Annotated in this window: 13 protein-coding genes; 1 reads left to right on the forward strand and 12 read right to left on the reverse strand. The window is 63.2% G+C overall.

What is annotated here, in order from left to right; genetic code table 11:
• The 11 genes from rplV to rpsL form a co-directional block, all read right to left on the reverse strand.
• Positions 1 to 381, reverse strand: a complete 381-nt coding sequence (gene rplV / locus AC0QTX_RS10535; RefSeq protein WP_474603784.1) for a 50S ribosomal protein L22 — start codon at positions 379 to 381, stop codon at positions 1 to 3.
• Between the two features lies 1 nt (position 382).
• Positions 383 to 661: a 30S ribosomal protein S19 gene (gene rpsS, locus AC0QTX_RS10540; RefSeq protein WP_036352963.1), complete on the reverse strand. Its 279-nt coding sequence runs from the start codon at positions 659 to 661 to the stop codon at positions 383 to 385.
• A gap of 15 nt (positions 662 to 676) precedes the next feature.
• Positions 677 to 1,513: a 50S ribosomal protein L2 gene (rplB, locus tag AC0QTX_RS10545; protein ID WP_474603785.1), complete on the reverse strand. Its 837-nt coding sequence runs from the start codon at positions 1,511 to 1,513 to the stop codon at positions 677 to 679.
• Between the two features lie 20 nt (positions 1,514 to 1,533).
• Positions 1,534 to 1,830: a 50S ribosomal protein L23 gene (locus AC0QTX_RS10550; protein ID WP_027317106.1), complete on the reverse strand. Its 297-nt coding sequence runs from the start codon at positions 1,828 to 1,830 to the stop codon at positions 1,534 to 1,536.
• On the reverse strand, positions 1,827 to 2,447 hold the full coding sequence (gene rplD / locus AC0QTX_RS10555) for a 50S ribosomal protein L4 (protein ID WP_474603786.1): 621 nt from the start codon (positions 2,445 to 2,447) through the stop codon (positions 1,827 to 1,829). Before rplD ends, AC0QTX_RS10550 begins: the two co-directional genes overlap by 4 nt.
• Positions 2,447 to 3,175 (reverse strand): 50S ribosomal protein L3, encoded by a 729-nt coding sequence (gene rplC / locus AC0QTX_RS10560; RefSeq protein WP_474603787.1) that lies wholly within the window; start codon positions 3,173 to 3,175, stop codon positions 2,447 to 2,449. The genes rplD and rplC overlap by 1 nt, the downstream gene beginning before the upstream one ends.
• A 47-nt stretch (positions 3,176 to 3,222) precedes the next feature.
• Positions 3,223 to 3,531, reverse strand: a complete 309-nt coding sequence (gene rpsJ, locus AC0QTX_RS10565) for a 30S ribosomal protein S10 (RefSeq protein ID WP_009764298.1) — start codon at positions 3,529 to 3,531, stop codon at positions 3,223 to 3,225.
• Positions 3,532 to 3,601: 70 nt separating this feature from the next.
• Positions 3,602 to 4,792, reverse strand: a complete 1,191-nt coding sequence (gene tuf, locus AC0QTX_RS10570) for an elongation factor Tu (RefSeq protein ID WP_474603788.1) — start codon at positions 4,790 to 4,792, stop codon at positions 3,602 to 3,604.
• Between the two features lie 44 nt (positions 4,793 to 4,836).
• Positions 4,837 to 6,912: an elongation factor G gene (fusA, locus tag AC0QTX_RS10575; protein ID WP_474603789.1), complete on the reverse strand. Its 2,076-nt coding sequence runs from the start codon at positions 6,910 to 6,912 to the stop codon at positions 4,837 to 4,839.
• Positions 6,913 to 6,931: 19 nt separating this feature from the next.
• Positions 6,932 to 7,402, reverse strand: coding sequence for a 30S ribosomal protein S7 (gene rpsG, locus AC0QTX_RS10580; protein ID WP_474603790.1), 471 nt, complete (start codon positions 7,400 to 7,402; stop codon positions 6,932 to 6,934).
• Positions 7,403 to 7,429: 27 nt separating this feature from the next.
• The gene (gene rpsL / locus AC0QTX_RS10585) at positions 7,430 to 7,801 is read right to left on the reverse strand and encodes a 30S ribosomal protein S12 (RefSeq protein ID WP_009764294.1); all 372 of its coding nucleotides are present in this window, start codon (positions 7,799 to 7,801) and stop codon (positions 7,430 to 7,432) included.
• A gap of 447 nt (positions 7,802 to 8,248) precedes the next feature.
• Between rpsL and AC0QTX_RS10590 the strand changes: the two genes are divergently transcribed.
• Positions 8,249 to 9,907, forward strand: coding sequence for a glycosyltransferase family 4 protein (locus AC0QTX_RS10590; RefSeq protein ID WP_474603791.1), 1,659 nt, complete (start codon positions 8,249 to 8,251; stop codon positions 9,905 to 9,907).
• Between the two features lie 65 nt (positions 9,908 to 9,972).
• Here AC0QTX_RS10590 and rpoC read toward each other — a convergent pair whose 3' ends face one another.
• Positions 9,973 to 14,148: a DNA-directed RNA polymerase subunit beta' gene (rpoC, locus tag AC0QTX_RS10595; RefSeq protein ID WP_474603792.1), complete on the reverse strand. Its 4,176-nt coding sequence runs from the start codon at positions 14,146 to 14,148 to the stop codon at positions 9,973 to 9,975.
• Between the last annotated feature and the right edge of the window lie 9 nt (positions 14,149 to 14,157).

Here is a 14,157-nt window from a genome sequence, read left to right on the forward strand (position 1 = left end):
TTATGCCTGTTCGGCAACTTCCCGAACCACGATCGTGAGGTCCGAGAACGGCTTTTCGATACGAGCACCCCGGCCACGGGCCCGGGCGTGGAAGCGCTTCATGACAAGCGCCTTGCCGACGAATGCCTGGCTGACGACGAGATCGTCCACATCGAGGTTGTGGTTGTTCTCGGCGTTGGCAATGGCGCTCTCGAGGCACTTCTTCACGTCGCGAGCAATGCGCTTGCGGGAGAACTCGAGATCGGCGAGAGCCGCAGAAACCTTCTTGCCGCGGATAAGGGCCGCAACAAGATTGAGCTTCTGGGGGCTGACGCGCAGCATGCGAGCGACGGCTTGTGCCTCTGTGTCGCTCAGTGCGCGAGGAGTCGCGGCCTTACCCATCTTACTTCCTCTTCGCCTTCTTGTCCGCCGCGTGGCCGTGGAACGTGCGGGTCGGCGAGAACTCGCCAAACTTGTGACCCACCATTTCCTCGCTCACGTTGACGGGAATGTGCTTCTGACCGTTGTAGACCCCGAACGTGAGGCCCACAAACTGCGGGAGGATCGTGGAGCGGCGGCTCCAGATCTTGATAACCTCGTTGCGGCCCGAGGAACGGGCAGCCTCGGCCTTCTTGAGGAGGTAGCCGTCGACGAACGGACCCTTCCAAAGCGAACGTGCCATGACGTGCCTCTATCCTTACTTCTTCCGAGCGTGACGGCTCGACACGATGAACTTGTCGGTCCGCTTGTTCGAACGGGTTTTCTTGCCCTTGGTCGGAACGCCCCATGGGGACACCGGATGGCGACCACCGGAGGTACGACCCTCACCACCACCGTGCGGGTGGTCGATCGGGTTCATGGAAACGCCGCGGTTGTGCGGACGCTTGCCAAGCCAGCGGTTACGACCAGCCTTACCGATCGAGGTGTTCATGTGGTCCGGGTTCGACACCGCGCCGACGCTGGCGAAGCACTGGCCATGGACCAGGCGCTGCTCGCCGGAGTTCAGGCGGACCGTCACGTAGCCCTGGTCACGACCCACGATCTGGGCGTAGGTGCCGGCGGAGCGGGCGAGTGCGCCACCCTTGCCGACCTTCAGCTCCACATTGTGGATGATCGTTCCCACCGGCATGTTGCCGATCGGCATCGCGTTGCCCGGCTTGATGTCGACCTGCTCGCCGGCCGACACCTGATCGCCGACAGCAAGACGCTGCGGGGCCAGGATATAGGCTTGCTCGCCGTCGGCGTAACCGATGAGTGCGATGAAGGCGGTGCGGTTCGGATCGTACTCGATCCGCTCCACGGTCGCCACATCGCCCAAACGGGCGCGACGCTTGAAGTCGACCAGGCGCAGGGTGCGCTTGTGACCACCGCCACGGAAGCGGACGGTCACGCGACCCAGGTTGTTACGGCCGCCGGAGGAGTTCTTGCCCTCCGTCAGCTTCTTGACCGGCTTGCCCTTGTAGAGCTCGCTGCGGTCCACGATCACCAGCTGGCGCAGGCCGGGGGTGATTGGTTTGAAGGTTTTCAAAGCCATCGGATCACTCTCTCAACCGATCAGAGGCCCGTCGTGACGTCGATGGTCTGGCCCTCGGCGAGGGTTACAACCGCCTTCTTCACGTCCGACCGCTGGCCGCGGGTGCCGCGGAACATCTTCACTTTGCCCTTGGTGAGGATCGTATTGACGCTCTTCACCTTGACATCGAATAGCTTCTCAACCGCTTCTTTGATCTGCGGCTTCGTCGCATCCAGTCGAACCTTGAAGACGACCTTGTTCTGTTCGGACAGGGCCGTGGCCTTCTCGGTAATGACCGGGCTCACGATTACATCGTAATGGCGCGGGTCCAGGCTCATTTGAAGCGCGCCTCCAGCGCATCGACAGCCGCCTTCGTGAGAACGAGCTTCTCGCGACGCAGGATGTCATAGACGTTGATGCCCTGCACCGGCAGGACGTCGATGTTCGGGATGTTGCGAGCAGCCCGCTGGAAGTTCGTCTCGATCTCGGCGCCGCCGATGATCAGGGCGTTGCCGAGGCCGAGCTTGCCGAAGCGCTCGACGAGAGCCTTCGTCCTCGGCTCGGACAGGGTCACGTCGTCGATCACGACGAGCGAGGCATCCTTGGCCTTGGACGAAAGCGCGTGCTTCAGAGCGAGAGCGCGGACCTTCTTGGGCAGGTCATGCGCATGGCTGCGGACCTGCGGGCCGAAGGCACGACCGCCGCCCCGGAACTGCGGAGCGCTCGCGGCGCCGTGGCGGGCGCTGCCGGTGCCCTTCTGCTTGTAGACCTTCTTCGTGGTCCGATCGATGAGCGAACGGTTCTTCACGGCGTGCGTACCGGCCTGGCGCTTTGCGAGCTGCCAACGAACGCAACGGGCCAGAAGATCGGCGCGCGGCTCGAGACCGAAGATGGCCTCGTTCAGGTCGACCGAACCTGCGGTGTTGCCCTCAAGCGTGGTGACATCAAGTTTCATCACGCATTCTCCTCTTGGGCCTGCTCAGCCTGGGCGGCGGGCGCAGTTTCGTTGCCTGTGCGGAACGCGCCGGGCATCGGCACTTCTGCGGGCAACTTGCGCTTCACCGCGTCGCGGACGAAGATCCAGCCGCCGGCGACGCCGGGAACGGCGCCCTCGACGAGGATCAGACCGCGCTCGACGTCGGTCGACACCACACGCAGGTTCTGCGTCGTGACGCGCTCGACACCCAGGTGACCCGGCATCTTCTTGTTCTTGAACGTCTTGCCCGGATCCTGGCGGCCACCGGTCGAACCGATCGAGCGGTGGGAGACCGACACGCCGTGCGTGGCGCGCAGTCCGCCGAAGTTCCAGCGCTTCATGCCGCCGGCAAAGCCCTTACCGGTGGTGATGCCCGTGACGTCCACGAACTGACCGGCAATGAAGTGATCAGCGGTGATCTCGGCGCCGACCGGGATGACAGCATCCTCGGAGACGCGGAACTCCGCGAGCTTGCGCTTCGGCTCGACCTTGGCGATGGCAAAGTTGCCGCGCTCGGCCTTCGAAACGTTCTTTACCTTGGCCTTGCCGACGCCGACCTGCAGCGCGGTGTAGCCGTTCTTTTCCTTGGTCCGGTGGGCGACGACCTGACAGCTGTCGACCTTCAGAACCGTGACGGGGATGTGTTCACCGGCATCCGTGAAGATGCGGGTCATCCCGACTTTCTGTGCAATGACGCCTGAGCGCATGTGCGTATCCTCTCGGCGTGTCTACCGATAGCTCCAAGCCAAACGGCTCAGAGCTTGATTTCCACGTCCACACCAGCAGCGAGATCGAGCTTCATCAGAGCATCAACCGTTTGCGGGGTGGGGTCCACGATATCGAGAACACGCTTGTGAGTGCGCATCTCGAACTGCTCGCGCGACTTCTTGTCGATGTGCGGCGAGCGAAGCACCGTAAAGCGCTCGATGCGCGTCGGCAGCGGGATAGGCCCGCGAACCTGAGCGCCGGTCCGCTTCGCGGTCGACACGATTTCCCGTGTCGAAGCGTCGAGGATCCGATGGTCGAACGCCTTAAGGCGAATACGAATGTTTTGACCGTTCATGGCTTATCCATTCAACAAGTGAAGCGGCCGAACCGTAACCCGGCCGCTGTCCTTTGATCCTCTAATCTCATCAATCCATTACGGCGGCGACGACGCCGGCGCCGACGGTGCGGCCGCCCTCACGGATGGCAAAGCGCAGCTTCTCCTCCATGGCGATCGGCGCAATCAGCGTCACCTCCATGGTGATGTTGTCGCCCGGCATCACCATCTCGGTGCCCTCCGGCAGCGTCACCACTCCCGTCACGTCCGTCGTGCGGAAGTAGAACTGCGGACGGTAGTTGCCGAAGAACGGCGTATGACGCCCGCCCTCTTCCTTGGTCAGGATGTACGCCTCGGCCTTGAACTTCGTGTGCGGCTTGATCGAGCCGGGCTTGCACAGCACCTGGCCGCGCTCCACGTCCTCGCGCTTCGTGCCGCGCAAGAGAACGCCCACGTTGTCGCCCGCCTGGCCCTGGTCGAGCAGCTTGCGGAACATCTCAACACCCGTGACCGTCGTCTTGACCGTGGCCTTCAGGCCCACGATCTCCACTTCCTCACCGACCTTCACAACGCCGCGCTCCACGCGACCCGTCACCACCGTGCCGCGGCCCGAGATCGAGAACACGTCCTCGATCGGCATCAGGAACGGCTGGTCGATCGGACGCTCCGGCTGCGGGATGTAGGCATCCACCTCGGCCATCAGCTTGAGAACCGCGTCGCGGCCGATCTCAGGCTGGCGGTCCTCCAGGGCGCAAAGGGCCGAGCCCTTCACGATCGGGATGTCGTCGCCCGGGAAGTCGTACTTCGACAGAAGCTCGCGCACCTCGAGCTCGACCAGGTCGAGAAGCTCGGCGTCGTCCACCATGTCGACCTTGTTCATGAACACCACAAGCGCCGGCACGCCCACCTGGCGGGCCAGAAGGATGTGCTCGCGGGTCTGCGGCATCGGGCCGTCGGCCGACGACACCACCAGGATCGCCCCGTCCATCTGGGCCGCACCCGTGATCATGTTCTTCACGTAGTCGGCGTGGCCCGGGCAGTCCACGTGGGCATAGTGCCGGTTCTTGGTCTCGTACTCCACGTGGGCGGTGGAGATCGTGATCCCGCGCGCCTTCTCTTCAGGCGCCTTGTCGATCTGGTCGTAGGCCGTAAACGTCGCCCCGCCCGACTCCGCCAGAACCTTCGTGATCGCCGCCGTCAGAGACGTCTTGCCATGGTCCACGTGACCAATCGTCCCAATGTTGCAGTGCGGCTTAGTCCGCTCAAACTTTTCCTTCGCCATCGTGGCACCCGTTCCTTTGATCGTTCAAAATTCGCTTAGTGGGTTCAGGCGTACTTCGCCTGAACCTCGGCAGCCACGTTCGACGGCACCTGTTCGTAGTGGTCGAACTGCATGGTGTAGCTCGCACGACCCTGGCTCATGCCGCGCAGGGTGTTGACGTAGCCGAACATGTTGGCGAGCGGGACCATCGCGTTGATGACCACGGCGTTGCCGCGCATGTCCTGACCCTGGATCTGACCGCGCCGGGAGTTCAGATCGCCGATCACCGAGCCCGTGTAGTCTTCGGGGGTCGTGACCTCGACCTTCATCACCGGCTCGAGCAGAACCGAACCACCCTTCTGCAGGGCTTCGCGCAGAGCCGCACGGGAGGCGATTTCGAAGGCCAGTGCCGACGAGTCGACTTCGTGGAAGGCACCGTCAACGAGTTCGACCTTCAGGTCGACCACCGGGAAGCCGGCGACGACGCCAGCACCCACGACCGACTGGAGGCCCTTCTCGACGCCCGGGATGTACTCCTTCGGCACCGCGCCACCTACGATCTTCGACTCGAAGGCAAAGCCTGCACCCTGCTCGTTCGGCTGAACGACGATCTTGACTCGGGCGAACTGGCCCGTACCGCCGGTCTGCTTCTTGTGGGTGTAGTCGATCTCGGCCTTCTTAGTGACCGTCTCACGGTAGGCCACCTGCGGAGCGCCGATATTCGCATCGACCTTGTAGGTACGACGGAGAATGTCGACCTTGATGTCGAGGTGAAGCTCGCCCATGCCCTTCAGGATCGTCTGGCCCGACTCCTGGTCGGTGGAGACGCGGAAGGACGGGTCCTCGGCAGCCAGCTTCGACAGGGCAAGGCCCAGCTTCTCCTGGTCGGCCTTCGACTTCGGCTCGATGGCGATCTCGATGACCGGCTCCGGGAACTCCATGCGCTCGAGGATCACAGCCTTGCTGGGATCGCACAGCGTGTCGCCGGTGCGGACTTCCTTGAGGCCCGCGAGAGCGACGATGTCGCCCGCATAGGCTTCCTTGATGTCCTCACGGTTGTTCGCATGCATCAGAAGCATGCGGCCGACGCGCTCTTTCTTGTCGCGCGAGGAGTTGAGGAGGGTTTCGCCCGCATTCACCTTGCCGGAATAGACGCGGCAGAAGGTGATCGTGCCGACGAAGGGGTCGTCCATGATCTTGAAGGCGAGCATGGAGAAGCCTTCGTCGTCCTTCGGCAGACGGGTCGTCGGCTCTTCGGTCTTGAAGTCGATGCCCTGGATGGCCTCACGGTCTGCCGGGGACGGCAGGAAGTCCACGACGGCGTCGAGCAGGGGCTGAACGCCCTTGTTCTTGAACGCGGAGCCGCAGAGCACCGGGTGGAAGGCGCGACGCTGCACGGCCGTGCGGATCAGGCGGCGCAGGGTGGCCTCGTCCGGCTCCTGGCCGTCCAGGTAGGCCATCATGGCCTCGTCGTCCATTTCCACGGCAGCTTCGACCAGCTTGCCACGATACTCGAGGGCCTGATCCTTCAGGTCGTCCGGGATCTCGACTTCGTCGAAGTTGGCGCCGAGCGCCTCGCCGGACCAGACGAGGGCCTTCATCTTGATCAGATCGACCATGCCGCGGAAATCGCTCTCCGCTCCGATCGGGATCTGAAGGCAGACGGGCTTGCCGGCCACGCGCTTCACGATGTCGGCGACGCAGTTGAAGAAGTTCGCGCCGGTCTTGTCCATCTTGTTGACGAACACGACACGAGGAACGTCGTACTTGTCGGCCTGGCGCCACACGGTCTCGGTCTGGGGCTCAACGCCCTGGTTGCCGTCGAGAACGCAGACAGCGCCATCGAGCACGCGCAGGGAACGCTCGACTTCGATGGTGAAGTCGACGTGGCCGGGGGTGTCGATGATGTTCAGGCGCTTGTCGCGCCAGAAGCAGGTGGTCGCAGCGGACGTGATCGTGATGCCACGCTCCTGCTCCTGCTCCATCCAGTCCATGGTGGCGGCACCCTCGTGCACTTCACCGATCTTGTGGGACTTACCGGTGTAGTAGAGGATGCGCTCGGTCGTGGTGGTCTTGCCGGCATCGATGTGGGCCATGATGCCGAAGTTGCGGTAGTCCTCAATCGCGTGCGTGCGTGGCATCGCTCAGCTCCTCAGACCTTTACCAGCGGTAATGCGAGAACGCACGGTTGGCTTCCGCCATACGGTGGGTGTCTTCGCGCTTCTTCACGGCATTGCCGCGGTTGTTCGAGGCATCGAGCAGCTCGGCGGAGAGACGCTCGACCATGGTCTTGTCGTTGCGGCCGCGAGCGGCCTGGATGATCCAGCGGATCGCGAGAGCCTGACGGCGCTCCGTGCGGACTTCGACCGGGACCTGGTAGGTCGCACCGCCAACGCGGCGGGAGCGGACCTCGATCGCCGGAGCGACGTTGTCGAGGGCCTGCTTGAACACTTCCAGCGGGTTAGCCTTGGCGCGGCTCTCGATGCTGTCGAACGCACCGTAGACGATGCTTTCTGCAGCGGACTTCTTGCCGTCGTACATGATGGAATTCATGAACTTCGTGACGACCACATCTCCGAACTTGGCGTCCGGGATGATCTCACGCTTTTCGGCGCTATGGCGACGGGACATGAGCTGACCTCAATGACAGTTGACGGCTTACTTCGGCCGCTTTGCGCCGTACTTCGAACGACGCTGCTTACGATTCTTCACGCCCTGGGTGTCGAGGACACCGCGGAGGATGTGATAGCGGACACCCGGAAGGTCCTTCACCCGGCCGCCGCGGATCATGACCACGGAGTGCTCTTGAAGGTTGTGGCCCTCACCCGGGATGTACCCGATGACTTCAAACCCGTTCGTCAGACGAACCTTGGCGACCTTACGCAGAGCCGAGTTGGGCTTCTTCGGAGTCGTCGTATAAACGCGCGTGCACACGCCACGCTTCTGCGGGCAGGCCTCAAGCGCGGGAACCTTATTCCGGCTCTTTTGCGCAGTCCGCGGCTTGCGGATCAGCTGAGAGATCGTTGGCATCCTGTGCCCTCTTTGACCGGCCACCCGGCAGGTGGCCATGAATGTGTCTTCAACGGTTGAACGCCGCTCTTCGCCCCTGCGGACCTTTTCAGGTTGCACAAAACGAAGCCACGCCATTGACTTTGGTAAGCCCCTGGCGCGGTGCGATTGCAGAGGACCACGATCGTGAGACCGCGGTCGTGCCCTAAATCTGACTAGTGTCAGTCAAGGTTGAGTTCGGCAGCGTTTAGGTGGCATCCGTCGAAGCTAGGCGCCTCGACTGGCGAAAACCTACGGCCAGCCGGAAAGTCCGGTCTCTCTAGCGTCCGAGTCGTGCAAAGTCAACACTTTTCGGTAACGATCCAGAAAGGCGCCCTGATGACGGGATGCTGCCGGGCCTGTGTCTTCTATATGGGTTTCTTCCCGGGCAGCACAAGGTTATACGGTAACGGCAATTTGGAGCAAGCGGTGACGGCTGCGATTCATTTCGAGACCGAAGCTTACGATGTGTCTCATGGCAAGCCCATGGGCCGCCACTTCGCCGGTCATGGCTTTCTCTCAGCCTTCGCCCGCCATTCGTCCAGGGATGACCCCGTCGGATATGTCAGCAATGCGAAGCTTGGCGGCGAATTCTGCAGCTTCATCAAGAGCTTCCGCCCGGAGAGCTCGCCCCGTTACGTCATGACTGCCAAAGCCGGCGCTCTCAGGCAGATCGGCTGCCTTTTCACGCCCAGTCCGATCAATGCTGCTCAAACCTGGCAGCGGGAGCTTCATGGGGCCGGATCGTGGAGCCTGTGCGGGGTGAACCATACCCTCTCTTCCGCTCGCGCCATGGATGGCCTTACCTCCCTCCTCACCGCTGCGGTGCAGCCCTGGGATGCGATCATCTGTACATCGATCGCCGCCCGTTCGGTCATAGAGACCCTGTTCTCGCGACAGGAGAATCAGCTGTCGCGGCGCCTGGGCGCCACCCGATTCGTCAGGCCGCAACTCCCGGTGATTCCTCTAGGGGTGGACTGTCATGCCCAAGCTCGACGGTCGGAGCGCAGGGACGAGGCGCGTTCATCCCTCGGGATCGAACCGGGTGACTTCGTCGTCCAGTTTCTCGGGCGCCTGTCCTTTCATGCCAAGGCAAACCCTACTCCCATGTACCTGGCCTTGGAGCGCCTTACCCATCGCCATCGGGTCGTCCTGATCGAATGCGGCTGGACGGCCAACGAGCAGATCGCTCAGGCCTTCTCGGAGGCAAGGGCCAAGTTGTGCCCGTCCGTACGGTCCATCGTGCTCGACGGCCGGATCAATGACATCCGGGATACGGCATGGGCGGCGGCGGACGTGTTCTGCTCCCTGTCCGACAACATTCAGGAAACTTTCGGCCTCACTCCCATCGAAGCCATGGCGGCCGGGCTGCCTGTGGTGGTGACCGACTGGGACGGGTACAGGGATACAATTAGAAACGGCATCGACGGGTTTGCCGTACCAACCATGGCTGCCCCTCCGGAAGCGGGACAGCATCTTGCGATACGCCATGCGCTCGAAGTCGACAGCTATGACTCCTATATCGGCCAGGCATCGACTGCCGTTGCGGTAGACGTGGACGCAACGGCGGCAGCCTTCGAGCGTCTTGCCTCTGATCCGGACCTGCGTCGAAGAATGGGCGTGAACGGGGTGGCCCGTGCCAGGGAGCGCTTTGACTGGAAGGTCATCGTCGGAGCCTATGAAGAGCTGTGGCGGGAATTGGCCGCCTTGAGACATGCCGGGCAGGCAACTCCCTCCCCTGAGGCCATGCGCGGCTTCTGGCCTGCCCGTCCCGACCCCTTCGAACTCTTTGCCAGCTTTCCTTCGCTCCCCTTCTCCAGCCGTCATGTTGTGTCCCAGGCAGCCGGCATTGGTGAGACCGAGGTGCTGGAGCGGCTGAGCCTGAAGGTGTCGCTGGTGAATGCATCACCGGATGTATCTTCCACCCTCCTCCTGGCTTTGTGGAAGCTGGCTGGCGGGCAAGGCACAACAGTCCGAGATATTCTCGCCGCACACCAGAACTCTTCGCCGGCCCTTGTGGTCAGAGCCCTCCTGTGGCTTGCGAAGCTCGGCCTGCTCACAATCGTGCCCTTGGATCAGCGTTCATAAACCGGCGCTGACGAAAAAAGGCCGCCCGGAGGCGGCCTTTCTCAGTATTGCCATGCTGCGGCAGGTTACTCAGCTGCCGGGGGCAGCTCGCTGACCTGAGCCTGGGACTCTGAGCGCTTCTGCTGCAGGATCAGCTCGTCGCGATGGGTCGCAACAGCCTTGATCTGAGCAGTGAGCGCACCCGTACCGGCCGGGATCAGGCTGCCGACGATGACGTTCTCCTTGAGGCCCTCGAGGGTGTCGACCTTGCCGTTGACCGCCGCCTCCGTGAGGACGCGGGTGGTCTCCTGGAAGGACGCCGCCGAGATGAAGGAGCGGGTCTGCAGTGAGGCCTTGGTGATACCGAGGAGAACCGGCACGCCGACGGCGGGCTTCTTCTTCTCGGACACGAGACGCTCGTTGATCTCCTCGAACTCGAGACGATCCACCTGCTCGCCGTTGAGCAGCTCGGAGTCGCCACCCTCGGTGATCTCGACCTTCTGCAGCATCTGGCGAACGATCACCTCGATGTGCTTGTCGTTGATGAGCACGCCCTGGAGGCGGTAGACCTCCTGGATCTCGTTCACCAGATAGGCTGCGAGCTCCTCGACGCCCTTGATCGCCAGGATGTCGTGTGGTGCCGGATTGCCGTCGACGATGAAGTCTCCGGTCTCGACCACGTCGCCGTCCTGCAGGTGGATGTGCTTGCCCTTCGGGATCAGGTACTCCACCGGCTCGGAGCCGTCGTGCGGGTTCAAGGTCAGGCGACGCTTGCTCTTGTAGTCGCGGCCGAACTGGATCGTGCCGGACTTCTCCGCAATGATCGCCGCATCCTTCGGACGACGGGCCTCGAACAGCTCCGCCACGCGCGGCAGACCGCCCGTGATGTCGCGGGTCTTGGCGCTCTCGGTCGAGACGCGGGCGAGAATGTCGCCGGCCTTGACCTTCGAGCCCGGATCGGCCGCGAGGATCGCGTCCACAGGCAGCAGGTAGCGGGCGTCGCCGCCGCGGGCGACCTTGGCCACCTTGCCGCCGGCGCCCTGGATGACCACCGCCGGACGCAGATCGGCCGTACGCGGGGAACCGCGCCAGTCGATGACCACGCGCTTGGCGATGCCGGTCGACTCGTCCATCGACTCGATCATCGAGGCGCCGTCCACAAGGTCCTCGTAGCCCACGGTGCCGTCGATCTCCGTGAGGATCGGACGGGAGTAGGGATCCCACTCGGCGATGCGCTGGCCGCGCTTGATCGTGTCGCCCTCGTCCACCTTCAGGCGGGATCCGTATTGCAGGCGGTGAACCGCCCGCTCCGTGCCGTCCTGGCCGATGATCACAACAGCCACGTTGCGGCCCATGACGACGAGGTCGCCGTCGGAGTTGCGCGCAATGTTCTTGTTGCGGAAGCCGATGGTGCCCTCGAAGCTCGACTCGATGAAGGACGAGTCGGCGATCTGAGCCGCGCCACCGATGTGGAAGGTACGCATGGTCAACTGCGTGCCCGGCTCACCGATGGACTGCGCCGCGATCACGCCGACAGCCTCGCCGTGGTTGACCGGGGTGCCCCGGGCCAGGTCGCGACCATAGCAGGTGGCGCAGACGCCGTTCTTCGACTCGCAGACGAGCACGGAGCGGATCTTCACCTCCTGGATGCCGGCAGCGCCGATCGCCTCGAGATGATGCTCCTCGATCATCGTGCCTTTTGGTACGATGATCGCGCCGTCCTGGGCCGTCAGATCCTCTGCCGTCGAGCGGCCGAGGATGCGCGAGGCCAGCGATGCGACCACCTGGCCGGCGTCGATGATGGCGCGCATCTTGATGCCACGCTCGGTGCCGCAATCCGGCTCACGGATGACCGCGTCCTGCGCCACGTCGACGAGGCGGCGGGTCAGATAACCCGAGTTCGCCGTCTTGAGCGCAGTGTCGGCCAGACCCTTGCGGGCGCCGTGGGTCGAGTTGAAGTACTCGAGAACGTCGAGGCCTTCCTTGAAGTTCGAGATGATCGGCGTCTCGATGATCTCGCCCGACGGCTTGGCCATGAGGCCGCGCATCGCCGCGAGCTGCTTCATCTGGGCCGGCGAACCACGAGCGCCCGAGTGGGACATCATGTAGATCGAGTTGACCGGCTTGTCGCGGCCGTTCTCGTCCTTCTGCACCGTGGAGATGCGGTTCATCATCTCGCCGGCGAGACGGTCGGAGCACTTCGCCCAGGCGTCGACAACCTTGTTGTACTTCTCGCCCTGGGTGATGAGGCCGTCCTGGTACTGCTGCTCGTAGTCCTTCGCGAGGGAACGGGTCTCCTCGACGATGTCCCACTTGTTCTCCGGGATCACCATGTCGTCCTTGCCGAACGAGATGCCGGCCTTGAACGCATTGTAGAAGCCGAGGCCCATGATGCGATCGCAGAAGATCACCGATTCCTTCTGACCGCAGTGCCGGTAGACGGCATCGATCATGTTGGAGATCTCCTTCTTGGTCATGAGCTTGTTCACGACGTCGAAGGGCAGCATGGGGTGCTTGGGCAGGAGACGGGAGAGCATCACGCGGCCTGCCGTGGTGTCGACGATCTTCGACACCGGCTTGCCGTCCTCATCCAAGCCTTCCCAGCGGTAGCGGATCTTGGTGTGGAGCGTGATGACCTTCTCGTTCAGGGCATGCTCGATCTCGCCCATGTCGGAGAAGGCCTTGCCCTGTCCGGGCTGGCCGTCCGACACGATGGAGAGGTAGTAGAGACCGAGAACGATGTCCTGAGACGGCACGATGATCGGCTGACCGTTGGCCGGGTGCAGGATATTGTTGGTCGACATCATCAGCACGCGGGCCTCGAGCTGAGCCTCGAGCGAGAGCGGCACGTGGACGGCCATCTGGTCGCCGTCGAAGTCCGCGTTGAATGCGGCGCAGACGAGCGGGTGCAGCTGGATCGCCTTGCCCTCGATGAGGGTGGGCTCGAAGGCCTGGATGCCGAGGCGGTGGAGCGTCGGGGCGCGGTTCAGGAGAACCGGATGCTCGCGGATGACCTCGTCCAGGATGTCCCAGACCTCGGGCTTCTCCTTCTCGACGAGCTTCTTCGCCTGCTTGACGGTGGCGGACAGGCCGCGGGCGTCGAGCTTGGCGTAGATGAACGGCTTGAAGAGCTCGAGCGCCATCTTCTTCGGCAGGCCGCACTGATGAAGCTTGAGCTCGGGACCGACCACGATCACCGAGCGGCCGGAGTAGTCGACGCGCTTGCCGAGCAGGTTCTGACGGAACCGGCCCTGCTTGCCCTTCAGCATGTCGGCGAGCGACTTCAGCGGACGCTTATTGGCGCCCGTGATGACGCGGCCGCGGCGGCCGTTGTCGAACAGGGCGTCGACGGCCTCCTGGAGCATGCGCTTCTCGTTGCGGACGATGATGTCCGGCGCGCGAAGCTCCATGAGCCGCTTGAGGCGGTTGTTGCGGTTGATGACGCGGCGGTAGAGGTCGTTCAGGTCCGAGGTCGCAAAGCGGCCGCCGTCCAGCGGCACGAGCGGACGCAGGTCCGGCGGGATCACCGGAACGACGGTCATGATCATCCACTCGGGCTTGTTGCCCGACTGAACGAAGGCCTCGATGATCTTGAGGCGCTTCATGAGCTTCTTGGGCTTCAGCTCGGACGTGGTGACCGCGATCTCCTCGCGGATCTCCTGCGCGGTCTTCTCGAGGTCGAGCTCCTGCAGGATCCGGCGGATGGCCTCCGCGCCGATCATGGCCGTGAACGAGTCCTCACCGAACTCGTCCTGAGCACGGATGTACTCCTCCTCGGTGAGGAGCTGACGGTCCTTCATGGGCGTCAGGCCCGCATCGACGACGATGTAGGATTCGAAATAGAGGATGCGCTCCAGATCCTTCAGGGTCATGTCGAGCAGCAGACCGATGCGGCTCGGCAGGGACTTGAGGAACCAGATGTGGGCGACGGGCGCGGCGAGCTCGATGTGGCCCATGCGGTCGCGACGGACGCGGGCCAGCGTCACCTCGACGCCGCACTTCTCGCAGATCACGCCCTTGTACTTCATGCGCTTGTACTTGCCGCACAGGCACTCGTAATCCTTGATCGGGCCAAAGATGCGCGCGCAGAACAAGCCGTCGCGCTCGGGCTTGAACGTGCGGTAGTTGATGGTCTCCGGCTTCTTGATCTCGCCGTAGGACCAGGACAGAATCTTCTCAGGGCTCGCGATCGAGATCTTGATCTGATCGAAGCTCTGCGGCTGGGCCGTCTGGTTGAAGAGATTCATGACCTCTTGATTCATCGCCGTCTC

Source organism: Microvirga sp. jy35 (assembly GCF_056148915.1).